This is a genomic window from Chloroflexota bacterium (genome assembly GCA_026708035.1).
Classification (GTDB): Bacteria; Chloroflexota; UBA11872; order UBA11872; family UBA11872; genus JAJECS01.
Map to the genome: position 1 here is coordinate 119,996 of JAPOVQ010000030.1, position 24,106 is coordinate 144,101.

The window sequence follows — 24,106 nt, forward strand, 5'->3', positions numbered from 1 at the left end:
ATCCAACCCCCGCCCCACGTACGCCGAACACGCATGGTGCGTCGGTTCGAATCCGAAGGTCAACTCCGCCGCCGCGGCGGATTCGCAGCGCATTGACCGCAATCTCACATTCACGCGCCCGCAGTCCGGGACCGATCCGTTGACGGCGATTCGGGCTAGAGCTTTATGTCAATCTGCTGGCCGGTCTCCGCCGAGCGGTAGAGCGCGTCGATGATGGTGCTGGTGATGAGGCCCTGATCGCCGGTCACCAGCGGCTCGGTGCCCTCGATGATGGCGTTGACGAAGTTCTGTATCGACAGCGTGTGCGGCTTGGGCGGGTCACGCGGCGGGTATGACCCAATCGCGCGGTCCGAGCTCGGAATCAGGTCGACCAGCATCTCGCCGGTGTCCTTGAACACGCGCACCGGATGCGTGCCGGCCCTGGCGTGCCGCGCCTCGTCGAACTGCACCTCGCCGCCGCCCTTGTCGCCCGCCAGGTCGATGCCAAAGTCGTTCTCCCCCACGTTCATTCCCCAGGCGCATTCGAGCGTCATGGCGGCGCCGTTGGCGAACTTGATCAGCCCCACGGCACTCTCATCGACGTCGGTCGCCGACCGGTCCCAATCGCCCATGGGGTTGAACAATTCCTCCTGGGTGATGAGCTTGTGGAAGATCGATCCGGACGCCGACACCGCGGTGGGGAATCCCATGAGCCACAAGCCGGTGTCGAGAATGTGCACGCCAATGTCCATCAGCGCGCCGCCGCCGCTCTGCTCCCTAGTGTGGAACGCCTGGCGACCCGGGATGCCCCGTCGCCGCACGTAGCGCGCGCGGGCAAAGTAGATTTCGCCCAGCTCGCCGGCGTCGATGAAACGCTTCATGGTCTGGGCCTGCCGGATAAAGCGCGTCTGGAAGTCCACCGCCAGGATGCGCTTGGCCCTGTGCGCGGCCGCAACCATGGCGCGAGCCGAAGCCAGGTCCACCGCCATCGGCTTCTCGGTCATCACGTGGCGACCGGACTCCAGCGCGGCAATGGTCACCGGCGCGTGGTAGTCCGAATGGGTGCACACGCTCACGGCGTCAATCTCGTCCACGCCGAGCATTTGCTCCCAGCGGTCGAAGACGTGCGGGATGTCGAACTGCGCCGCCAATGCCTCGGCCCGTTCGATCTCGATATCGGCAATGGCCACAATGCGGCAGCGGTCCGGCATGCTCAGGTAGCCGGGAACGTGCGCGCCCCTGGCGACCCCTCCCGCGCCCACGATGCCAACGCCAATCTCACCCGCCATGGCACGTGCTCCTCATCAGATTCGGACAGGCCCTAGTGTCATGTGTGCGGGGCGAGGCGGCAACGTGGTTTCCCGCAAGCCACGGTGAAGCGCCCGGTTCTCGCACGTTCCGGGCGGGGAGTTGAAGGGCCGTCCCCTCACCCTGGCCCTCTCCCCAGGGAGAGGGAAGAAGACCGCTCTCCAGACTCTCCGTTGGCGAGGTTATGCGATCGTCTCCATCAAGGGAGATGGAACCAGGCGGGACAGGCCGAAGAGTCGATGCTGGCGGCGAACGCCCTAAGGAACGCGCGCTCGCAGGAACTCGTAACTGGAGCGCAGACAGTCGAACGGGTCGCGCAAGCACTGGTCCTGCTCGACGACCCACGCCTCGGTCCCGGCAGCATGGCTGGCGGCCAGGATGCGCTCCCAGTCCAGGTTGCCCTCGCCGACCGGCGCAAAGAAGGGGCGCGCGCCGGCCTCGGCGTCGCGGACCATCTCCAGGTCCTTGCAGTGCAGCAGCGGCACCCGCCCGGAAAGGCGCTCGATCAGGCTGCCCGGGTCGACGCCGGCAAACGCCGCCCAATAGACGTCGATCTCGATGGCCAGACTTGGTTCGTCGATCAGAAGGTCGAACATCGTGCGGCGGTCGGGGCCGAAGCGCAGGAACTCGTGGGCGTGATTGTGATAGCCCAGGCGCATGCCGTGCTCGCCGAGGATTTGCGCCACCAGCGCCGCCTCGCCGGCGAATGCCGCGTAGCTGTTGGGGTCGAACTTGTCGAACTCGTCGACGAAGGCGGGAATGCTGATGATGGAGCAGTCGAGCGCATAGAGCCGATCGACCACTGCTGAGGTGTTGCCACGGATCTCGCGCCACCGGGCGTGGGCGCCGACGCAGGCCAGGCCGGCATCGTCCAGCATGCGCTTCAGCTCGCGCGCCGAAATCGCCGGGTCGGGCCCTTCCAGCAGCGGCACGCCGGCCGCCTCGACGCCGTGATAGCCAATATCGCGCAGCCGTTCCAGTCCAGCGGCGAATTCCGCGGGCGATGTGACTTCACGTCGGATCGTGTAGAGGGCCGCGGCGAGCGTCACGGTCATGCCCAGTACGCGTCGCTGGTGGGCTGCTCGATGATGATCTCGCGCAGGAACCGCACCGCCTTCTCCAGGCCCTCCCGTGGCGACATCAGCGCGTCCTCGTGCTCGATGCTCAACGGCCCGTCGTAGTTCACCGTGCGCAGCGCGGTCACGATGTCGCGCCACACCTCCGCGCCGTGGCCGTAGCCGACGGTGCGGAAGATCCAGGCGCGCTCCGACGTATCGGCCAACGACTTGGTGTCCAGCACGCCATGCTTCCGCGCGATGGTGGGCTCGATGCGCGTGTCCTTGGCGTGGAAGTGGTGCAGCGCGCCCGCGCGTCCGATATCCAGAACCGCTTCCGGCACGTCGATCCCCTGCCAGAACAGGTGGCTCGGGTCCAGGTTGGCGCCGATTTCGGGTCCAACCGCGTCGCGCAGCCGCAGCAGCGTCTCGGTGTTATAGACCACGAAGCCCGGATGCATCTCCAGCGCGATCTTGTGGATGCCGTGATCGCGGGCGAACGCCGCCGACTCGCGCCAGTAGGGGATCACCTTGGTCTCCCACTGCCACTCCAGGATCGCCGGAAAGTCCGTTGGCCAGGCATTGGTGACCCAGTTGGGATATTTCGCGCCCTCGTGGTCACCGGGACAGCCCGAGAAGCCGACCACCGTTTCCACACCAAACTTCTCCGCCAGCAGGATCGCGTCGCGTTCCTCGGCGATATGCCGTTCCGCAATCTCCGCGTTGGGATGGATCGGATTGCCGTGCATGGCCAGCGCGCTCAGGTTGAGCCCACGCGACTCGATGGCCTCCTGGAACTCCGCGCGCTTCTCGTCGCTGGCCAGCAGCTCTTGGGCGTTGCAGTGCTCGTTGCCGGGATAGGCCCCGCAGCCGATTTCCAGGTCCTGCACGCCGATCGAGGACAGGTAATCCAGGGCCTCCGTCAACGGCAGATCGCGCAGCAAGACCGTCACCACGCCGATCCTCATGGGGCGTACTCGATCACGATGGGAACTCCGCCGCCCGCGGCGGACCTGGTGATGCCATCGAGGATCACGTCGCAGCGCCAGCCATCCTCGAACGTCGCGCCGTAGGGCGCCACGTCGGTGTCGTTCACGACGGCGTCCAGCAGGTGATGGATTTCATGCACGAAGGTGTGCTCCCAGCCGATGATATGTCCCACCGGCCACCACCACTCGATGAACGGGTCCTCGGGCTCGGTGATCAGCTCGCTGCGGAATCCCGGCTGGGGGTTCGACGGGTCGGGACGCAGGTGGACCTCGAGCTCATTGAGCCGCTCCAGGTTGAATCGGAGCGAGCCCTTCGAGCCGTTGATTTCGAAGATGTTGGCGTTGCGATGGCCCACGGCAAAGCGCGTGGCTTCGAGCGTGCCGATGGCGCCGTTCTTGAACTCGACCAACGCCACGAACGCGTCGTCCACGTCCACCGGCCCCTGCTCAGCCGGGTTCTCCGGCAGCGGTCGCTCCGACACGAACGTCTTGAGGCGCGCATTCACCACCGTCGGCTCCCCGACGAGGAAACGCGCCAGGTCGACGATGTGCGATCCCAGGTCGCCGAGGACGCCGCTGCCGGAGAGCGCCTGCCGCAGCCGCCACACTCGCGGATGTTCCGGGTCGGCCAGCCAGTCCTGGCAGTAGCGCGCGCGGAAGTGGTGAATTTGGCCCAGCGCTCCCTGCTCCAGCAGCAGGCGCGCCTTGCGCACGGCGGGCACGAAGCGGTAGTTGAACGCCACCATGTGCTTGCCGGGGGCGCGCCGGGCCGCATCGAGCATTTGCCGGGACTCCACCGCATTGCGGCCCATGGGCTTCTCGCACAGCACGTGCTTGCCCGCGTCGAGGGCGGCGATGCTCACTTCGGCGTGAATGTTGTTGGGGCCGCAGTTGTCGACCAGTTGGATCGATGGGTCGGCCAGCATCTCCCGCCAGTCGGCGTGGGCGCGCTCGAATCCGTAGCGACCGGCGGCCGCCTCGGCGCCCGCAAGCGAACGCGAGGCGACGCCTCGCAGCCTGGGCCGCGCCGGCGGCGGATAAGCCATGTAGGGCAACGTGCGAAAGGCATTCACATGCGCCTGGCACATGAAGCCCGTGCCGATGATGCCGACGCCGATTTCGGGGATTCCGTCGACCAAGCCGCGGCCCGCCTCGGTCGCCACGCCCGCTTCAACGTTCATGGATCGGAATCTCGCCCGCCCAACAGCCGCACTCTAGCGGAATGGCGGCGCGTTAGCCCGTGCGCTGGGGAGATAGAGTGTCGCAATGTCACAGGTCGGGGCGCCTGTGGACGCGACTTCTGACGTTCGGGAGATTCAAACATGACTGACTTTGCGATTTCGAAGCTTGAATCTGTGAACCTGCGAACGGTGTGGGCGGAGGAGGCACAGCACTTCACGCCTTGGTTGGCGCAACCCGAGAACCTGGCGCGCTTGGGCGAGGCACTTGGTCTCACGCTGGAACCGCGCGGAACCGAGCAAGCAGTCGGCGGCTTCAGCGCCGACATTCTCTGCCGCAGTCTGGACGGTGGAAGCGACGACGATTCTTGGGTCGTGATCGAGAACCAGTATGAGCGCACCGATCACGATCACCTCGGCAAGCTGCTTACCTATGCGGCAGGTCTCAACGCACGGACAGTGGTCTGGATTGCCGAAGAGTTTCGCGATGAGCATCGCGCTGCCCTCGACCTGTTGAACGCCAGCACCACGCGGGATTACGCCTACTTTGGGATCGAGATCGAGCTGTTGAGGATCGACGACTCGCGGCCCGCGCCTCGGTTTAACGTTGTCGTGCAGCCGAATGACTGGGCAAAAACAGTGCAAGCCGGAACTGGCTCGGGCGGTGAATTAAGCGAAACGCAGGCGATGCAGCTTGAGTTTTGGTCGGGCTTCTCAGAGCTCATGCAGTCGGACGGGGCCATTCCCTGCCGGCGGCCAAGGCCGCAGGCGTACATGACACACAACCTAGGAGTGTCAGGAATCAGGGTTGTTTCGTTCTTCACAACTTGGAACTCCGCCAGAGAGACTTCCTCGATTGGCGAATTGCGGGTTGCCCTAGAGTTCTTTGGACGTGATCGTCAAGCGAGGTTCGACGGGCTAGCCGAGTCAGCGGACCTGATTCACCGCGACGCCGGGCAGCCATACCACTGGCAACCGTGGGAATCCGAGAGCATCAAGAGGGTCATGGTTCGGACGGATGCGGAGCTAGAAGACCGCGATAAGTGGCCCGACTACCAGACCTGGCTGAAGACTGAAGTCGAGCGCATGTTCAGCGTCCTCGTTCCGAAGGTACGTGAGTTGGCCGGGTAAGCCGGCCCTCGGAGACTCTTGCATAGCCGAGGCAGCTTCGGATGGCACGGAGTACCCTGGGCGGCTTCAGCTTGCGCGAGGACTGGATTCCGGCTTTCGCCGGAATGACGGACTCAAAATCGCCCACTGCCCGGGCGTTCAGGCCACGCAGGGAGGCTATTGAGACGCCATACCATGGGCTTCACGTATTGGGCTCAACGTGGGCGGAGGCGAACTGACTTGAAGTCCGTATGCTTCAAGGCCCTTGCCTTACTTGGCCTGGCGACTCTGATGTTGGTTGCGTGCGGGGAAGCGGCGACGCCGGCTTCAGACGCCGAGCCGGCCGCGACGGCTGCCGCGGCCAGCGACGCGTCGGCGCGGGCGGACAGCTCGCAGGAGCCCTTCGTGATTGGCGCGCTGGACTCGCTGACTGGCGTTGGCGAGTCCTATGGCATTCCTTTTTCCCAGTCCAAGCTGATCGCGGTGGAGGAGATCAACGCCGCGGGCGGCATCAACGGACGCCCACTCAAGCTCATCATCGAGGACTCCAAGTGCACGTCGGCCGACGCCATCGTTGCGTACCAGCGGCTGACCGACGTGGAGGGCGTCAAGATCATCCTGGGCGCCACGTGCAGCGGGGCCACGCTGGGCGCCGCGCCCCTGGCCGAGCAGGAGGGCGTCGTCCTTTTCTCGGCCTCGTCCACCAGCCCTGACATCTCAGACGCCGGCGACTACATCTTCCGCACCGCCATAAACTCGCTGAAGGTGGGCGCCGACATCGGCAACACGGTGTGGGCCGACGGGGCGCGCACGATCGCCACGATCACCGAGGCCACCGACTACGCCGAGGGCGCGCGTCGCTCTGCCGTCACACAATTCGAGCAGCTAGGCGGCGTGGTAGTGGCGGCGGAGAGCTACCCCACCGAGGCCATCGACTTCCGAACCCAGTTGACCAAGCTCCTCAACGCGACCCCCGACGCCGTCCTGATCGCCGCGCAAGGCGAGGTCTCCGGCGGCACCATCATCAAGCAACTCAGGGAGGTGGGCTACGAGGGCCCGATCTACTCCGAGGTGGTTCCAACCGGGGCCAACTCCCTCGACATCGCCGGGGAAGCGGCCACCGGACTCAAGGCCGTCGTCCCCAATCCCGACCTGGAAACTGACATTGGCCGGGAATTCCTGGCCAGCTTCAACGCCCGCTACGGCGTCGCCCCGTGGCCCTGGTTCCAAGGCTCGGCCTACGACGGCGTTTACATTGCCGCTGAATGCCTGCGGCAGACCAACGACGACCAGGACGCCGACGGCTTCCGGGACTGCCTTTACAACCTGGCCTGGAGTGGGGCCATTGGCGACGACTACAGCTTCGACGCCAACGGCGACGTCGTCGGCGTGTCCCACGTGGTCATCGAGGTGCTGCCGGTGGCCGAGCGCACGGCGGAGAATCTGGGCTTCCGCGTCTTGGGACCGCCCGCCGCTCCATAGCCCCTCCGTGCCCCGTTAGCAGCGCTCGGTGGATTGCGCGCCACACGTCTCGGGCTGGCGCGACAGCCCTTCGCGTGATTCCCGCCCTCGCGGGATTGACGGAGGAGCTACGCAAGGCTCACCGAGGCGGAAACGGGTCTCGCTCGCTCAGCAACTCCTGCGATTCGCGGATGGAAAAGTCCATTCTTACCTTGTTGCCCCACAGGCTCTTGATATAAGTCAGCACGGCGATGATTTCCCCATGGCTAAGGCGGTCTCCAAATGCCGGCATTGCGCTCTTGAAGCCGGGATCGCTGGGGCTCTCGAACTGCGCGCCACCCTGGCTGACAATTCGGTACAAGAGGCCGTCCGGGTGGTGCCAGGTGTGACCGTCGCCATTGAGCGGCGGAGCCGGCAGGGTGCCGTCGTCGTTGGCAACGTGCCAGTTGGCTTGGCCTTCGCCGTCGGCTCCGTGGCAGGTGGCGCAGTTCGCCGCGAATATAACTTGACCCGTGGGAGGCACCGGCGCCGTGACGAGGGCGCTGGCTGAAACCCCGCGATCGTCAGGCCCGCAGGCGGCGAGCAAGGACGAGACGAGCGCGAATGCGGCAAGAGCGCCCGCGCCGAGCTTCAGCGGCACGACGACCGAGCGAATCCGTCGTGCCACCGGCACCCGCATCCTTCGGGGCAATCTAGGTCGCTGCATCGAACGTCAAGACCTGGGATTCGTCCGCGTGCTCTGCCTCAGCAGACAGTCTCGAAGGCATCGCCGTCGAATATGCCGGCCTCGCGCTGGAGTTCCCGGACATAGCAGATAATCTGCTCGACTTCGTTCGCCGTGACGGTCGCGACCGGAAGCATGTCGCCGAACGTCCAGTGGTGTTGCCGGACTCCTTGAGCCACCGCCCGGCGAAAGCTGAAGTCCGAGTGATGGCCCGGGTGGTAGATCCGGTCGATGAGCGTCGGGCCCTGCGTGGTGCCCGCGGCGCTTTCGCCGTGACAGAGGGCGCAATTGGCGTTGAACAGATCCTCGCCCGCAATTGCTGTCTCGGACAATGCAGGCTGCGCGGTCGCGACCGCCACGACGTGGGAGGCTTCGGTTGTCACGGGGGTTGATTCCCGGGTGACATGCGGCGGCTCGCCTGTGTCGCCGCATCCAGTCACCACGAGCAGCACGATCGCCGCGACGAGCATTGAGGCGACCGCCCGACTGCCTCCCGCTCCGATCTTCGCCATCGCAATGCCTAGCGTCGCATGCACGCCGACAGTCACGGCAGAGCCGCGAATCGTGAAGGACGTTGCTCTGGTCATGCGGGGTTAGTGCGGAGCAAGAAGCTCACGCCTTTCTTGAGACTACCATCGCCCGTGAAGTCGTCACAATAGCAACTGAGTTGCACTCCTTGCATATTGCGCTCAATTGTAAATTTATCTTTATATTGCTTCGTTTCACCGGATTGCGAGAATCCGAATTGACCTGTTAGCGTGTGCCTGCGCAATGGCGGCGTCGTGTGCACTGGAAAGGGCGATGAGGACCGTGAATTCAAGCATGCTGATCGGAAGCAAAGGCACGGGTCTCGCCCTGATGGCGGGCGTCATCCTCACAATCGTGGCGGGCTTGTTCTTTCCCGGCGGTCCTTTTGTCAGCCCGGTGGACCAGACGGACTTCGCCGCGGCGATCGTTCCCCTGGGTGAGCAAGCCGCGTTGGGTCACGTGATGACCATGCTGATCGTCCTCGGCATGCTGTTCTACGCCTACGGCTTCACCGCCCTCTACCGTCTCGGCAACGGTGAGCGGTCCTTGGCGAGCACGGCCTTGCGACTTGGGGTCGTCACCAGTCTGTTCGGCTGGGGCGTGTTCGTTCTTGGCCTGGCCCAGCGGCACATGGTGATTTACCTGATGCAGCGCAGCCTGGATTCGTCCGAGACCGCCGAAGCGCAAGCGCAGCTCGCGCAATTCGCCTTGGACGTTCAGATCGACATTGCCGGATTGCTCATGGGGTTCTTGTGGCTCTATCCCGTCGCATCGGCCCTGACCGGGATTGGGCTGGCCGGACGGTTCCGCAGCCTGAATGCCTTCAAGCTCGCGTCCTACGTGCTGGTCATCATCGGAGTGGGCGCCATCATCAACTTCTTGATCGCGCTGCTCGCTCCCGGCCTTGACACCGTCACGCTGCTGCTAGTGAACAACGTCTTCCAGATGATCGGCGCCCTTGCCCTGTTCGTCATCGGGCTGGGGCTGTATCAGGGTCGGCGCGAGCTTGTCCCCGCCGAGGAGGCTTCCGGCTAGGGCCGCGCCACCGTCCGACGGTCGGCTTTCCGCCGGGGCGCCGCTTTGGGACAATGCCCGTCGCGGTGAACACGCGGAGGTTGGTGCGTGATGTGGCGGGCAGTCTTGGTCGCGTTGGCGTTCGTCGCGCTCTTGGCCGCTTGCGGCGAAGGCGCAACGGAACCAGCTGGATCGACGGGATCGACTCAATCGTCGGACGGGGGGCCCTACGACGCCTACCCGGCGATGGACAATATTCCCAAGGGCGAGCCTTGGGTGATCATTGCCACCAACCACGGGCGCATGAGCTTCGCGTTGTTCCACGAAGAGGCGCCGCTGGCCGTCAACAACTTCATCTTCCTCGCCAACGAGGGCTACTTCGACGGCGTAACCTTCCATCGCCTGATTCCAGGATTCATGGTTCAGGGCGGCGATCCCAGCGGCACCGGCACGGGCGGACCGGGCTACAGCTTCGAGATCGAGCCGCCGCAGCGGCCCTACATCCGCGGTGGGCTGGCCATGGCCAACAAGGGCACGCCTGACTCCAACGGCTCCCAGTTCTTCATCATTCTGGATGACCTCACGGCGCAAGACCGCCTGCCCGCAGACTTCACGCTTTTCGGCCAGCTCAAGGACGATCACAAACCATCGGTCGCTACCTTGGAGAAGATCGAGGCGGTGCCGGTGGCCGAGGGATCGGACGGTGAGGGGTCCGTGCCACAACAGGAAATCAAGATCTTGTCGGTGACCGTCGGGGCCAAGTTCGACGACGGCTGCTCGGCCACCTGGTCCGCCTGCTAGGGGTCTAGGAACCGCCCGACCGGCGTCGAATCCAGCTTCGCCGCGGCCTGTCTCGGCGCCTGCGCCCAGGCAGTAGCTTCGAGCGTCGCGCGCAGGTCATGTCGCGCCCCACAACGGCTCGGTTTCAACCGGCGGGCGCGATCACTTTCGACGTGCTGATCGGGAAGTATTTCTGACCCTGCGTGAGCGGTCCGAACGGCCCGAACGCCACGAACGCCTGATACGCGGGGTAGCGCTCGTCGCGCAGGTCATGCCCCAGGAGGTAGAGCTTCACCGGGTGCGCGGCATCATCGGGGTGATATTCGAGCACCGCCGCCTGGAAGTACTGTCGAATCACGCCAGGCGCAGCGTCGGGGATGCGAAGTACCGCCCGCGGATCGTTGTCGTAGCGCGCCTCGGTTTTCGGATAGCCGAAGGTTTCCACGCCGCCCATGGCGGTGAAGAAGTCCAAGAATCCGATGGGCGTCCCGTCAACGGCATAGTTCGACACCCGGTGCCCCCACGGGCCCAGCAACTCGCCGGATTGGTGGCTCAGAAGGTGCGGCTCCACGCCAAGGTCGGGAGCGCCCTCCGCACCGCCGCCGAGGTAGTCCCAGGCGAGGCGACGCTCGACCACGTACTGGCCGTCGCGCACGTGGCAGTCCACCACGCCACGCTGGTAGTACTGGGTCAGCGTTCCGGACTGCTCCACCAGGACCTCGGAAATCGCGTGGCCCCAACGCTCGAGCCCGTTCGTAGCCTCGTAGTAGCTCAGGAAGCCGCACTCATGCTCGCCCCCGTCGGCCAGCGTCAGGGTTAAGTCGGGGATGTTGTGCGAGAGGTGCCGGTCGGGGCTGCTGTGCAGGACGCGACCCACCCGCAGCCCGAGCTTTGAGGCCGGCGCCGGGCCCGGCGCGGTGGTGGACGGTCGCGGGGGCGCCGTGGCAGCCGCCAGCCGAAGCCGCTCGGGGGTGTAGACCTGACCGACGCTCAACGCCGTGGCGGGCCCGAAGCTGGCGATGGTGGTATGGAGCTGACTTGGATACAGCCGGTTGCGCACGTCGTGGCCGAGCAAGTACATCTTGACCGGCTGTGTCGGGTCGTTCGGATGCAGCTCCAGCACGGCGGCCTGGAAGTACTGCCGGATCACCGCAGCATCGGTGCCCGCGATGCCCAGGACCGCCCGCGGGTCGTCGTCGTAGCGCGCCTCGGTCTTCGGATTGCCGAAGCTATTCACGCCGCCCAGCGCGGTGAAGAAGGCGAAGAATCCGGTGAAGGTCCCGTCCACCGCGTAGTCCGACACACGGTGCCCCCAGGGTCCGTGCAGCTCGCCGGGCTGATTGCTCAGCAGGTGCGGCTCGACCCCAAGATCGGGTGCGCCCTCGGCGCCGCCGCCGATGAAGTCCCACGCCAGGCGTCGCTCGACCAGTCGCCCGCCGTCAGTCTCGTGGCAGTCCACGACCCCACCCTGGTAGTACTGCGTGAGGACGCCGGGGTATTCCTCGAGCACCTCGGAAATGGCGTGGCCCCAGCGGGCGACGCCCTGCGTGGCCTCGTAGTAGCCCAGAAAGTCGCACCGCTGCTCCGACCCATCGGGCAGCTTCAGGCTCAGGTCGGGGATGTTATGGGCCAGGTGGGCATCCGGCGCGCTGAACTGCACGCGGTCCACACGAATCGTGCGCGCGGACGGCCTCGCCGGACCGGGCGGCGGGGAGGTGATCGGCGACCCGAGCGGCGGGGCCCTCACCGGATTCGCCACCACGTTTTCCACGATGAATATCTGGCCCACCTCAAGCGGCGGCGCGGAGGCGAAGCTGGAATACAACTTGTAGGACTCGTTGGGATAGCGCCGATCCCGCAGGTCGTCGCCCAGCAACCGCAGCATCACCGGCGTCAAGGTGTCCGGATGGAACTCCATGACGGCCGCCTGGAAGTACTGCCGGATGAAGCCCTCCGTGGCTGCCGCGATGCCCAGGCGCCGCCGTGGATCGTTGTCGTAGCTCGCCTCGGTCTTGGGATAGCCGAACGAGGGCACGCCGCCAAGCGTCGTGAAGAAGCTCAGGAACCCGGTGTAGGTGCCGTCCACGGCGTAGTCCGACACCCGGTGCCCCCAGGGACCGAGCAGTTGTCCGGGCTGATCGCTCAGCAGGTTCGGTTCGAAGCCCAGGTCTTCGGAACCGTCGATCCCGCCGCCGAAGTGGTCCCAGGCCAGCCGACGCTCCATCAGCCAGGCGCCGTCGCGCTCATGACAATCCACCACCCCGCGCTGGTAGTACTGCGTCAGGAAGCCGGGTCGCTCTTCCAGGACCTCGGATGTCGTGTAGCCCCACCGGGCCAGCCCGCCGGTGCTTTCGTAGTGCGTCAGGAAATTGCAGGTGGTCTCGGACCCATCCGCCAGCGTCAGCAGCAGGTCGGGGATGTTGTGCGCCAGGTGCACGTCCGGCACCTCATACCGCACGCGCACGACCCGCAGCACGAGGGTGGAGGGCAGCCGCGGAAGGGTAGGCGTCAATCCTGGCTGCTGCGCCGCCAAGTCAACGATCTGCTGTGGCTGCAGGGTTGTCGACTCGCCTTGGGTGGTGGTCGACTCCGTCGAGGCCGCCACGACGTTCACCTGCTCGCTTGCCGCTTGCTCCTCGGTCTGATCGCTATCGGCCCTGACCGTCAGGATGATGTGGGGTATATGTTCGGCGCGAAGCGGCCCGAAGCTCCCCGACGCCGTCGTCGATGCACCGGCGGCCAGGTTGCCCAGCGATTGCCACGCGGCATTCGGATCCGCCGTCGTGTCGCGCCAGGTCACGCCGGTGAGGGGCTGGGTTCGGGTGTTGCTGACGGTCACGGTGTACGACAGCGTATGGCCCACCTCAAACGGTCCCTCGGGCACGGTCAACAGCAGGCCGAGGGGGGACTGTGTGTCCAACGTCGGCGCGCCCGGCGTTGACGCGCCCGACGGTGTGTTGCTCGGTGTGCCGGGCGTGCTGGGCGTCCCCGGCGTCGAGGGGGAAGATGGCTCTTGCCCGACCCGATTGCTCACCGTGTGATCGGTGATCGTTGCGACGTCGTTGCCGGCCGGATCCTGTATCACGCCTGAGTCATCGCCGTCGGTCAGATCGGTGTAGGTGAAGGTGATGCTCTGGCCGGCGGTCACGACGGTATCCAGCCCCAGAATCACCGTGCGTCCGCGCACCGTGACCGGCGAACTCGACGAGAGATCCACCGCTTCGTCATCCACCGTCACCGTAAAATCGCTCGACAACGGGACGCTGGTGCTGTCCAGCACCTCGCTGAACGTCAGGATGATTCGCCCACCGTCCGTCGATGTCTCGGCGCGATCGAGCGTGGGCGCCTGCGTGTCTTCAACCGTGGAGTTGTTCGTGACCGGCTCGGTGAGGCTGGCCGCGTCGTTTCCGACCGAGTCCTGAATCGCGTTGGCGTCGTCCACGCCGGCGGTGGGATCGGTGTAGATCACGGCGACCGTTTCGTTGACCGAGATCGCGCTCCCGAGGTCCAGGGTCACAGTCTTTCCGGTAATGGCGACCGCCGAGACTGTCCGCCGTTCGCCCTGCACCGTGACCGCGAAGTCGCTGGTCCTCGGCCCGCGCTGGGAATCCAGGTCCTCGTCGAACGTCAGGACGATCTTGAGCCCGTCGCTCGTCGTTGCCGCGCTCACGAATTCAGGCGCCCGCTCATCGGGAACCGTGGACGCGTTCGTGACCGCTTGGTCGGTCAGACTGGCCGCGTCATTGCCTGCGGGGTCCTGTATCGCGTTGGTGTCGTCGACGCCGTCGGTGGGATCGGTGTAGCCCACCGTCACGTCCTGGTCGGCGGTGACCGCGTTGGCCAGTCCCAGCATCACCGTGCGACCACGGACCGACACCGGCGAACTGGACGCAAGATCCGCGGATGCTTCATCCACCCTGACCGCGAAGTCGTTGGACGACGGGGTGTTTGTGCTGTCGAGCACCTCGTCGTAGGTCAGGACGATCGTGCCGCCGTCGCTTGAAAGCACCGCCCGCACGAAGCCCGGCGGCGTCGTGTCGGCGACGGTGGAGGCGTTGGTCGCGGTCTCGCTGAGACTGGCCGCGTCGTTGCCTGCCCGGTCCTGAATCGCGTTGGCATCGTCCACGCCGGCGGTGGGATCGGTGTAGGCCACGGAGACCGTCTGGCCGGTCGTGATTGCGGCCCCGAGACCGAGCTCAACCGTCTTCCCGTTCACCGTCACCGCCGAGGCTGCCCGTTGTTCCCCTTGCACCTTGACGCCGAAGCTGGCCGTTCGCGGTCCGCGCTGGCTGTCGAGGACTTCGTCGAAGGTCAGGATGATTTTGAGGCCGTCGGTCGACGTAGCCGCGCTCACGAATTCCGGAGCCCGGTCGTCGGGGACGGTGGACGCGTTCGTGACTGTCTGGTCGCTGAGCGTGGCCGCGTCATTGCCGGCCGGATCCTGGATTGCGGCGCTATCGTCGCCGGTCGAGGGATCGGTGTAGGTCACGGTGACCTCCTGACCCGCGGTCACCGCGCTCTCCAAGCCCACCACCACCGTCCGACCGCGCACGGTTGGCGCGGAGATTGTCGAGAGCGTCACCGACACACCGTCAACCTTGACCGTGAAGTCGCTGTTCGCCGGTCCGCTATCGGCGTCCAACACCTCGTCGAAGGTGAGCGTGATCGTGCCGCCGTCGCTCGAAAGCACCGCCCGCACGAAGCCCGGCGGCGTCGTGTCCTCGACGGTGGAGCCACTCACGTTCGACAGGCTCAAGCTGGCCGCGTCATTGCCGGCCAAGTCTTGGATGGCCTTGGCGTCGTTGACGCCGGCGGTCGGATCCGTATAGGTCACCGCGACGACCAGGGCCGAGGTGATGACACTGGCCATCCGCAGCTTGACGTCAGTTCCGTTGACCGTGACCGTCGAGACTTCCCGCCGCTCGCCTTCCGCCGACACCACGAAGTCGGCAGGCGTCGGTCCGTTGCTGCCGTCCAAAGTTTCGTTGTAGGTCAGCGTCAGGGTCAGCCCGTCGCTGGACATCTCGTCGCGCACGAACTCGGGCGGAGTCACATCGGGTACCGCCGATGAATTGGTGACCGATTGGTTGGTCAGCGTGGCCGCGTCATTGCCCGACGGGTCCTGAATCGCGTTGGTGTCGTCATTCGCGGTGGGATCGGAGTAGGTCACTCTCACGTCTTGGCCTGCCGTCACCGTGCTTCCCAGCTGCAATTCGACGTCCCGGCCGCTGCCGGCAATCGAAGCAACGATCACCGACTGGCCGGCCACGGTGACGGCAAAGTCGCTGGTCGACGCCCGGTTCGTGGCGTCGAGCACCTCGTCGTAGGTGAGAGTGAGCGTGAGGCCGTCGCTCGACATGGCCGCCCGCACAAACGTCGGCGCCGTGTTGTCCGTAGCCGTCGAGGCATTGGTCACCGAAGTCAGGGACAGATCGGCCGCGTCATTCCCGGCTCGGTCCTGAATCGCGTTGGCGTCGTCGACGCCCGACGTCGGATCGGTGTAGGCCATCTGGACCGGTTGGCCCGTGGTGATCGCACCGCCGAGCCCCAGCTCAACCGTCTTTCCGGTGACGCTCACGGAGGAAATGTCGCGCGGTTCGTCGTGCACCGTGACCTGGAAGTTCCCGGTTACCGGCTTATTCGCGCTATCCAAGATCTCGTCGTAGGTCAGGGTGATCTTGACGCCGTCGGTGGATGTCGTGGCACTGACAAACTGCGGCGCCGTCTCATCGAGCACCGTCGACGAGTTAGTGACTGCCTGGCTGACGAGACTCGCGGCGTCGTTGCCGGCCGGATCCTGGATCGCGTTCGTGTCGTCGGTCGCGCTCGGATCGGTATAGGAGACCTTTACTTCCTTCAGTGACGGCACCAGATTCACCAGGAACAGCAAGACTTCCCGGCCCTGCACGTCGACGCTGGATATCTCACTCGAATCCCCGTCAATCGTCACGGCAAAGTCGCCGGTCGCGGGCTCGTTCGTGTCATCCAGCACTTCGTCGTAGGTCAGCGTTAGCGTCCAGCCATCGCTGGCAAGCACCGCCCGCACAAACGTCGGCGCCGTGTTGTCGGCAGTCCCCGACACGTTGGTGACGATCTGCGCCGTCAGGTCGGCTGCGTCATTGCCCGCCCGGTCCTGGATGGTATTCGCGTCGTCGACATTTGCCGTCGGGTCGGTATAGGCCACCGTGACCGACTGGCCCGACGTGACCGCCGCGCCCAGCCCCAATTCAACCGTCTTGCCGACCACGGTCACCATGGAAATGTCTCGATCTTCCTCCTGCACCTCGACCGTGAAATCCGCCGTCGTGGGCTTGTTCATGGCGTCCAGAATCTCGTCGTAGGTCAGGATGATCTTGGCGCCGTCGCTTGACGTCGTCGCGTTTTGAAACACCGGCGCCGCTTCGTCGAGCACCGTCGAGGCGTTCGCGACCGCCTGGTTGACCAAGTTCGCCGCGTCGTTGCCGGCAATGTCCTGAATCGCGTTGGAATCATCGTCACCGGTCGGATCGGTGTAGCTCACCGTGACGTCCTGGAGCGACAGCACGCCCGTGCTCAACCCCAGCACCACCGTCCGGCCGCTCAGCGTCGCGTGCGAGGGTTCCGCTCCCACGCCATCCACGGTGACCGTGAAGTCCGAGATCGCCGGCCCGTTGCTCCCGTCCAGCACCTCGTCATAGGTCAGCGTGATGGACAGGCCGTTGCTGGACATCACCGCGCGCACGAAATTGGGCGCCGTGCTGTCAGTGGCCGTGGACACATTCGTGACCGGTTCGTCGATCAGGCTGTCGGCGTCGTTGCCGGAGCGGTCTTGAATCGCGTTGAGGTCATCGATGCCGCCCGTCGGATCGTTGTAGGTCACCGTGACCGTCAGGCCAGTCGTAATCGTGCCGGCGAGCTTCAGCTCAACCGTCTTCCCGCTCACGGTGACCATGGCAACGTCGCGGCGCTCGCCCTGCACCATGAGCTGGAAGTTGGCGGTGGCCGGGCCGTTCGCCCTGTCCAACACCTCGTCGTAGGTCAGGGTGATGGTGGCGCCATCGGTCGACATCGCCACGCTCTGAAAGACCGGCGGCGCCTGGTCGAGCACGGTCGAGGTGTTCGTGACCACCTGATCGACGAGGCTGGCGGCGTCATTGCCGGCAGCGTCTTGAATCGCATTGGCGTCGTCGTTGCCGGTTGGATCGGTGTAGCTCACGGCGACGTCTTGCAGCGCCCGCACCTCCGTGGCCAGCGTCAGGACAACCGTGCGGCCGTCGAGCTCCACCTGTGAGGGCTCGGACGCGTCGCCGTCGACCTCGACCGAAAAGTCGCTGGTCGCGGGACCGGCAACTTCGTCCAGCACTTCGTCGAAGACGAGCGTGATGCCGAGGCCATTGGTGGACATCGCCGCTCGCAAGAACCCGGGCGGGCGGTTGTCCTGGGCCGTCGACGTGTTGGTGATCGCGTGATCAATTAGATCGGCCGCGTCGTTGCCGGCGCGGTCCTGGATCGCGTTGGGATCATCGCCCGAGGTGGGATCGAAGTAGCTGACCACGACCGATTGCCGCTCCGTCACCGCGCTGGACAAGCGCAGCTGGACCTCACGGCCGCTGACATTGACGCTCGAGACGCCGCGCGTCTCGCCCTCCACCGTGACCACGACGTCCGTGGTGCGTGGCCCGGCACCGCTATTCAAAACCTCGTTGTAGGTGAGGGTGATGGTGTTTCCGTCGGTCGAAATCGCCGCGCTTTCAAAGGTGGGGGCGACCTGGTCGTCGACCGTCGACTCGTTCGTGACCGCGGTCTCCAGCAGGTCGGCCGCGTCGTTTCCGGCGCGGTCCTGAATCGCGTTGGCGTCGTCGCTCGACGTTGGATCCGCATAGGCCACGGTCACGCCCTGGTGCTCCGTAACCGCGACGCCCAGCCCAACGCTGACCTCCCGGACTCGCACGCTCACCGACGAGACCGTGACCTCGCGGCCGTCAACCTTGACCGTGAAGTCGGTGGTCGCGGGCCCGTTGGAGCTGTCCAACGACTCGTTGTAGGTCAGGACGATGGTGAGACCGTCGCGCGACAACTCCGCCGCTTCGAACGTGGGCGGGACGTCGTCGCTCGACGGCGGTTCCGCATCGGGCTGACCGCGGGGGCAGACGTTGCCGCTGGTCCACCGCACGATTTCGATATTGCTGAAGCTCGCGGGCCGATCCGCCGCCTCGGTATTCAGCTTGTTGTTGTCGAGCAGCAGAATCCGAAGGCTGGAGAGGTCCCCCAACTCGCTGGGAGCGTTCCCGGTCAAGAGGTTGCACGAAAGGTTGATGTGCTCGAGGGGCTTGTTGTCGTCATCGACCGATGTCGACAGGTTGCCCAGCTCGGCGGGAATACTCCCGCTCAACCCGTTGTCATCGAGGCTGAGACTCTCGAGATTCAAGAGATTGCCCAGCTCCGGCGGAATCGCGTCGCTCAGCTCGTTGCGCGCCAGGCTCAGGTATTCGAGGTTTTCCAGGTCGCCCAGGTCCGCCGGAATCGAGTCGTTCAGCCGGTTCGAATCCAAGGCCAACTGCCGGAGCTTGGTGAGGTTGCCCAGTTGCGGCGGGATTGAGCCACTCAACTGGTTCTCGCTCAGGAACAGTTCCTCCAGATTGCCCAGGCTGCCGAGCTGCGACGGGATCGGGTTTTGCAATCCGTTATGCGACAGGTCGAGATGTTCGAGCGCCGAAAGATTCCCCAGCTGCGATGGAATCGAACCGCTCAGCTTGTTGCTAGAGGCGTTCAGCGACTCCAGCTTCGAGAGACTCCCCAAGGCCGCGGGAATGCTCCCGGTGAAGTTGTTGGTGGCGAGGCCAAGCTGAGTCAGCGCCCCGAGGTTGCCCAGCGCGGCCGGGATCGACCCGGAGAAGTTGTTGTCGTCGAGCACCAGCCCCGTCAGCGAACTCAGGTTCCCCAAGCTGTTCGGGATCGGGTTGCTGACGGAGGCCGGTGGCGGGCTGCCTGAAACCGGGTGGGATTGCAGGCCGAGGTAGTTCCGATCCAGCGAAAGGTGCTCCAACGAACTCAAGCTGCCGAAGTCGCTGGGGATTCCGCCGCTCAACTGGTTGAGGGTCAGGCTCAGACGGCTCAGATTGATCAGGTTGCCGAGCCCCGTGGGGATGCTGCCGGTGAGCGAGTTCTGGTCCAGGCGCAGCTCTTCCAGATTGGACAAGTTGCCCAGCTCGGACGGAATGGACCCGGTCAGTCCAACCCCCCACAGATACAGAAGCTGCAAGTTCGGCAGACTGCCCAATCCAGCGGGGACCGTCCCACCGAGGGTCAGCAGGTTGGACTCGGTAAACGGTTCGACCGTGGGGTAGAGCTGAACCGTCGAAACTCCGCTGTCTTGCGAGGCGAGAATCCCGTCCCAATGCTCCATGTCCAGGGTCTCCGACCAATTGAGTACACCATTGGGATCCAAAGAGTCCTTGAGGTCGATGAGCGTGCGGCAGTCGCGGATCAGCGCGGCGCTGGCCTGCGAGCCGCAGTGGCTGCTAGCGGCAGCTTGCGGCGCGACGCTCCACAGGGCGGCCAGCAATGCCAGCCCGGCAATGGCCGCCGGCATGAGAAGACGGCGTAACGACTGAGCGGCGCGCCCGGGATGGGGTGCGGCGCTCAGCATGGGGCCCTTTGAGCAGCTAGAGAGTTTCGAGAGGCAGGGGCGGGCGCCCCGAGATGGCCGCGGGCGCAGAACGGGACTCCCGTTGCCCACTCCGACAGGAAGTGCCTCCCTGGCTGCGCCTACCGGCCCATGTGCTTGAGTCCGCAGCCTCGGGAAGCCAGCCTATCCTGGGTGCATAAGTACCGTCAATTGATAGATGTGATACGACCGGCTGTATCCGACTAGTCTGAGTACGGTCGGAGTGGTCGAATTGGTATGACCGTCGCAGGTTGATTAGCACCGTCAGTGACAGACCTCAAGACCTTGACGCCTGTCACCTCGCGGACCTAGGGCGACACTCTGAGTCCGCCCGGCCTTGGCGCCGACCCCGTCGATTCGTGGCTGGGACCGCTCTAGAGGACGGTCTTGGGTCGCTCCTTGGTCGGATCGAGGAAGGGCACGCGCACGACCTCGGCGTCCACGAGACCATCCTTCGGGAGCCCCACCTTTGCCCGGGTGCCTCGCTTCCAGTGGGTGGGCGGCATGACCGCCAGCGCGATGTTGGCCCCGACGTTTGGCGACCAGAACGCGCTGGTGACGTAGCCCACGTCGCGTCCGGCGTCGGCGTCCTTGACCAGGTAGAAGTCCTCGTTGTACCAGGTGATCGGCTCGCCGCCGACCTTCAATCCGACCAGGCGCTGCGTCACGCCCTCCGCCTTGATCCTGGCCAGCGCGTCCTTGCCGATGAAATTGTCCTTGGTCAGGTCCACCTGCCATCCGAGCCGCACTTCGTAGGGGTTGTTTTCGATATCCAAGTCCTGGCCGTAAGACAGGATTCCAGCCTCCAAGCGCCGGATGTGGCTGGGGGCGATGACGCGCAGGTTGAACTCCTTGCCCTGTTCCAGGATGTACGGCCAGACGTCGTCGGCGTGGAGCATGGCGTCGTGCAGGTAGATCTCGAAGCCGATCTCGGCGGAGAAGCCGGTGCGTGAAATCGTGACCGCGTGGCCGTTCAGCGTCTCGTGCAGCAGGCCGTAGTACGGGATTTGCCGCACGTGCGGGCCGAACATCTTCTCCAACAGCGGCGCCGACTTGGGTCCCTGGATCTGCACCGGCGCAACGTCGATCTCATTGATCGCGACGTCGTAGCCGGCGTTGGCGTTGACGCCCTGCGCCCAGAGGAGGACGTCGGAGTCCGAAATGCTGAACCAGAACTCGTCGTCGGCGACTCGCAGCAGCACCGGGTCGTTGATGACGCCGCCGTGCTGGTTGCACAGAATCACGTAGCGCGCCTGCATCGGCGGCAGGAGGGCGTGAACGTCGCGCGTGATCAACAGGTTGACGAAGTCGGCGGCGTCCGGGCCCTTGACCTGGATCTGACGCTCGACGGCCACGTCCCACATGCTGACGTGCTGCGTCAGGTAGCGGTATTCCTCGAGGAGCCCGCCGTCCTCGGGTCTGACGTACGCGCGCGGGTGGTAGAGGTGGTTGTAGGTGGTGTAAGCCCAGCATCCGGCGGCCTTCGATAGGTGCCACCACGGAGATTTCCTGATCCGGGTGGAAATGAGGATTCGGGCATCGCTGTTCCCGCTCTGCCGCAGGTTGATCGGCACCCGACGCCGCTTGAGTCCGTCGATCACCAGCGATTGCGTCACTTCGGGACCTCCAGTCTCCGCCGGACATTGCACCGATTCTGGACTCCGCCAACCGCCAGGGTGCCAGTGTGGCTCACGCCCTCACCCTGCTGCCGTCCGGATCGTAGAGCGGATCGTTCGCCACGGTCGCGGGCAGCCGCTCGCCAAAGTAGAGGATGTCCACCCTCGTTCCCGCCACGGCATGGGTGATGGGGAGATAGCCATACGCGATGCCGCGGCCGATGGAGTTACCGTAGTTCGCGCTGGTCACGTAGCCCAGCACGCAATCGCCGTCCATGAGGGGCTCCTTGCCCATGGCCACGCGGTTGGGGTCGTCTAGCGTGACGCAGCACAGGCAGCGGGTGATGCCCTGCGCGCGTCGATCGCTGAGCGCCTGCTTGCCGATGAACTCGCCCTTCCGCATTCGCACCGCGAATCCCAGGCCCGCCTCGTATGGGGTGTACTCCGTATGGATGTCGCTGCCCCACAGCCGATAGCCCTTCTCCAGCCGCAGCGAGTCGAAGGCGCCGCCGCCCGCCGCGATCAGGCCGAACGGCCGGCCCGCGTCCCAGAGCGCGTCCCACAGCCGCAACCCATGCTCGACAGGCGCGTAGATCTCCCACCCAAGTTCTCCCACGTATGAGATGCGCAGCGCCAGCGACGAAACTCCGCCCACGGTGATTGGCTTCGCGGTCATGTAGGGAAACCCGGCGTCGCTGGCGTCGTCCTCGCAAACGCGTTGGAGCACGTCTCGGGCTCTCGGCCCCCACAGACCCACGCAGCAGCGCTCCGAGGAGACATCTGCCACGCGCACCGAGCCGCCCTCCGGCAGATGCGACCGGATCCAGTCCAGGTCATGCGGTCCCGTGGCGCCAGAGGTGACGACCAGGAAGCGCTCCGGGCCGAGCCGCGTGACCGTGAGGTCGCACTTGATGCCGCCACTCGGCGTGAGCATGGGCGTGTAGGTGATCGACCCAACCGGCTTGTCCATCTGGTTGGACGCGAGGCGCTGCAGGGCCCCGAGCGCCCCCGGGCCGGTCAGCTCGAACTTTGCGAACGGGCTGAGGTCGAATAGGGCCGCGCGCTCACGGGTGGCCGCATGCTCGGCCGCCGCGGTGGGCGACCATTCACGCGCCGCCCAGCCGGTGCGCGATGCGCCGGCGACGTCAACTGAGTCGAGCAGGTCCCGGTTGGCGTCGTACCACTGCGGGCGCTCCCAACCGGCGCTCTCGAAGAACACGGCGCCCAGCTCCCGTTGCCGCGCAACGAAGGGCGTCAAGCGGATGTTGCGGGGGCTCTCCATCTGCTGGCGCGGGTGAATGATGTCGTAGACCTCGCGGTACTGCTGCGCGGCGCGCTGCCGCACATAGGGGCGGCTCACCGCATGGGGATGGAAACGCCGGATGTCGCACTCCCGCAGGTCGATGGTCGGCTCGCCGTTCACTATCCACTCGGCCACCGCCTTGCCCACGCCTCCGGCATGGGTGATCCACACGGCCTGCGCCGACCAGAAGCCGGGCACCTGGGGCGATTCGCCGAGCACGGGAAAGCCGTCGGTGGTGAACGAGAACATGCCGTTGAGCTCCCGCGTCAAGCCCGCGCCTTCCAGGCTGGGAATCACCTCGCCCGCCGCCGCCAGCCCGAGCTCGAAGTGCTCGGGCGCGAACGGCATTTCGGCCGGCGGGATGGGGCCGTGCCCGTGTTCGCGGATGTCCTCCGCTTCGACCAGCAGCGGATCGTGGAGGTATGAGCCGATGCCCATGGCCGCCCTTTCTTGCCGGAAGTACAGGGCTTTGTCCTGGTGGCGCACGATCGGCAGCGAAATCTCCTCAGTGCTGCCGGCCAACTCCGGCAGCGGAGTCGAAACCGCATAGAGGTGCTGCATGGGCGAGAGCGGAATCGGCACGCCGGCCAGTCCGCCGAGCCGCGGCGCCCAGATGCCGACGGCGGAGACCACGAGGTCCGTCTCGATGTCGCCCCGGCTGGTATGCACCCCGGCAATGCGGCCGTTGGCTATCTTGAATCCGGTCACCTTGACGTTGCCGAAGAACACCGCTCCGTTTCGCTCCGCCTCGCGCGCCATCGCCTCGGCCGGCCGGGTCGCCCGCGTCTGGATGTCCGACGGGACGTACATGGCCCCCAGCACGCGCTCCGAAAGGAGCGGGAAGAGTCTGCGCGCCTCGGCGGCGCTGAGCAGGTGGGCCTCCACGTCCCAGCTCAGGCCATATCCAACCTTTCGTTTCAGGTCGGCGAGTCGCTCGGGCGTCCAGGCCACCTCCAGGCTTCCCACGGTCTTCGCGCAGGGAATGCCGTCGAGCTCCATGCGCGTCCACAGATCGACGGTGTGTTGCGCGAAGCTGGTCATGGTCTTGGAGGCGTTGATCTGAAAGACCAGCCCCGGCGCGTGGGAGGTGGAGCCGCCGGTCTCGAATAGCGGGCCCTGGTCCACGACCGCGATGTCCCGCCAGCCAAGCTGCGTGAGGTGATAGGCCACGCTGCAGCCGGCGATACCGGCGCCAACGATGACCGCTCGGGCGTGTCTCGGCAGCGAGGCGTCAGGCATGTCCGTCTACAGAATCAGGCGCCGGTTGCGCAGACGTTCCCTATGAAAAGTCTGAACGGTCCCGCGCGATGGGGCGCCCGCCGCCATCCGCGAAGGGATGGCCGACCAACCCCACCCGGAACACCAGCCGTTGACCCCCATCCCAACCTTCCCCCTTCCAGGGGTAAGGGGATCAT

Annotated in this window: 13 protein-coding genes; 4 read left to right on the forward strand and 9 right to left on the reverse strand. The window is 65.5% G+C overall.

The window, feature by feature from the left end:
• Positions 1–155: 155 nt before the first annotated feature.
• The 4 genes from OXG33_12905 to OXG33_12920 all read right to left on the reverse strand — a co-directional run bounded on the left by OXG33_12905 (position 156) and on the right by OXG33_12920 (position 4,512).
• Positions 156–1,268 carry a Gfo/Idh/MocA family oxidoreductase gene (locus OXG33_12905; protein MCY4114816.1) on the reverse strand — a complete coding sequence of 371 codons (1,113 nt, stop codon included), beginning with the start codon at positions 1,266–1,268 and terminating at the stop codon, positions 156–158.
• 276 nt (positions 1,269–1,544) lie between these two features.
• Complete coding sequence (locus OXG33_12910) at positions 1,545–2,342, reverse strand: sugar phosphate isomerase/epimerase (GenBank protein MCY4114817.1); 798 nt, start codon at positions 2,340–2,342, stop codon at positions 1,545–1,547.
• A complete protein-coding gene (locus OXG33_12915; protein ID MCY4114818.1) occupies positions 2,339–3,310 on the reverse strand; it encodes a sugar phosphate isomerase/epimerase in 972 nt (323 codons plus the stop codon). Before OXG33_12915 ends, OXG33_12910 begins: the two co-directional genes overlap by 4 nt.
• The gene (locus OXG33_12920) at positions 3,307–4,512 is read right to left on the reverse strand and encodes a Gfo/Idh/MocA family oxidoreductase (GenBank protein ID MCY4114819.1); all 1,206 of its coding nucleotides are present in this window, start codon (positions 4,510–4,512) and stop codon (positions 3,307–3,309) included. The genes OXG33_12915 and OXG33_12920 overlap by 4 nt, the downstream gene beginning before the upstream one ends.
• A 141-nt stretch (positions 4,513–4,653) precedes the next feature.
• On the opposite strand from OXG33_12920, the gene OXG33_12925 reads away from it, so the two are divergent.
• Both OXG33_12925 and OXG33_12930 read left to right on the forward strand, forming a co-directional pair.
• A complete protein-coding gene (locus OXG33_12925) occupies positions 4,654–5,640 on the forward strand; it encodes a DUF4268 domain-containing protein (protein ID MCY4114820.1) in 987 nt (328 codons plus the stop codon).
• A 270-nt stretch (positions 5,641–5,910) separates the two neighbouring features.
• Complete coding sequence (locus OXG33_12930) at positions 5,911–7,101, forward strand: ABC transporter substrate-binding protein (protein MCY4114821.1); 1,191 nt, start codon at positions 5,911–5,913, stop codon at positions 7,099–7,101.
• A gap of 118 nt (positions 7,102–7,219) precedes the next feature.
• On the opposite strand, the gene OXG33_12935 is transcribed toward OXG33_12930, so the two are convergent.
• Both OXG33_12935 and OXG33_12940 read right to left on the reverse strand, forming a co-directional pair.
• Positions 7,220–7,747: a cytochrome c gene (locus tag OXG33_12935; GenBank protein ID MCY4114822.1), complete on the reverse strand. Its 528-nt coding sequence runs from the start codon at positions 7,745–7,747 to the stop codon at positions 7,220–7,222.
• A gap of 77 nt (positions 7,748–7,824) precedes the next feature.
• A complete protein-coding gene (locus OXG33_12940) occupies positions 7,825–8,352 on the reverse strand; it encodes a c-type cytochrome (protein ID MCY4114823.1) in 528 nt (175 codons plus the stop codon).
• 274 nt (positions 8,353–8,626) lie between these two features.
• On the opposite strand from OXG33_12940, the gene OXG33_12945 reads away from it, so the two are divergent.
• Complete coding sequence (locus tag OXG33_12945) at positions 8,627–9,367, forward strand: hypothetical protein (protein MCY4114824.1); 741 nt, start codon at positions 8,627–8,629, stop codon at positions 9,365–9,367.
• Between the two features lie 90 nt (positions 9,368–9,457).
• Complete coding sequence (locus OXG33_12950; protein MCY4114825.1) at positions 9,458–10,147, forward strand: peptidylprolyl isomerase; 690 nt, start codon at positions 9,458–9,460, stop codon at positions 10,145–10,147.
• A 124-nt stretch (positions 10,148–10,271) separates the two neighbouring features.
• Here the strand turns inward: OXG33_12950 and OXG33_12955 are convergent, their stop codons facing one another.
• The 3 genes from OXG33_12955 to OXG33_12965 form a co-directional block, all read right to left on the reverse strand.
• A complete protein-coding gene (locus OXG33_12955) occupies positions 10,272–19,697 on the reverse strand; it encodes a SwmB domain-containing protein (protein MCY4114826.1) in 9,426 nt (3,141 codons plus the stop codon).
• 449 nt (positions 19,698–20,146) lie between these two features.
• Positions 20,147–21,388: an aminomethyl transferase family protein gene (locus tag OXG33_12960; protein MCY4114827.1), complete on the reverse strand. Its 1,242-nt coding sequence runs from the start codon at positions 21,386–21,388 to the stop codon at positions 20,147–20,149.
• A gap of 73 nt (positions 21,389–21,461) precedes the next feature.
• Entirely contained in the window at positions 21,462–23,930 is a 2,469-nt protein-coding gene (locus OXG33_12965) for an FAD-dependent oxidoreductase (GenBank protein MCY4114828.1), read from the reverse strand.
• Positions 23,931–24,106: the final 176 nt, after the last annotated feature.

What these genes read in the sequence shown, in the direction of transcription:
- OXG33_12905 (MCY4114816.1), bottom strand. Translation starts at nt 1,268, where the DNA reads ATGGCGGGTGAGATTGGCGTTGGCATCGTGGGCGCGGGAGGGGTCGCC.
- OXG33_12910 (MCY4114817.1), bottom strand. Translation starts at nt 2,342, where the DNA reads ATGACCGTGACGCTCGCCGCGGCCCTCTACACGATCCGACGTGAAGTC.
- OXG33_12915 (MCY4114818.1), bottom strand. Translation starts at nt 3,310, where the DNA reads ATGAGGATCGGCGTGGTGACGGTCTTGCTGCGCGATCTGCCGTTGACG.
- OXG33_12920 (MCY4114819.1), bottom strand. Translation starts at nt 4,512, where the DNA reads ATGAACGTTGAAGCGGGCGTGGCGACCGAGGCGGGCCGCGGCTTGGTC.
- OXG33_12925 (MCY4114820.1), top strand. Translation starts at nt 4,654, where the DNA reads ATGACTGACTTTGCGATTTCGAAGCTTGAATCTGTGAACCTGCGAACG.
- OXG33_12930 (MCY4114821.1), top strand. Translation starts at nt 5,911, where the DNA reads ATGTTGGTTGCGTGCGGGGAAGCGGCGACGCCGGCTTCAGACGCCGAG.
- OXG33_12945 (MCY4114824.1), top strand. Translation starts at nt 8,627, where the DNA reads ATGCTGATCGGAAGCAAAGGCACGGGTCTCGCCCTGATGGCGGGCGTC.
- OXG33_12950 (MCY4114825.1), top strand. Translation starts at nt 9,458, where the DNA reads ATGTGGCGGGCAGTCTTGGTCGCGTTGGCGTTCGTCGCGCTCTTGGCC.
- OXG33_12955 (MCY4114826.1), bottom strand. Translation starts at nt 19,697, where the DNA reads ATGCCGGCGGCCATTGCCGGGCTGGCATTGCTGGCCGCCCTGTGGAGC.
- OXG33_12965 (MCY4114828.1), bottom strand. Translation starts at nt 23,930, where the DNA reads ATGCCTGACGCCTCGCTGCCGAGACACGCCCGAGCGGTCATCGTTGGC.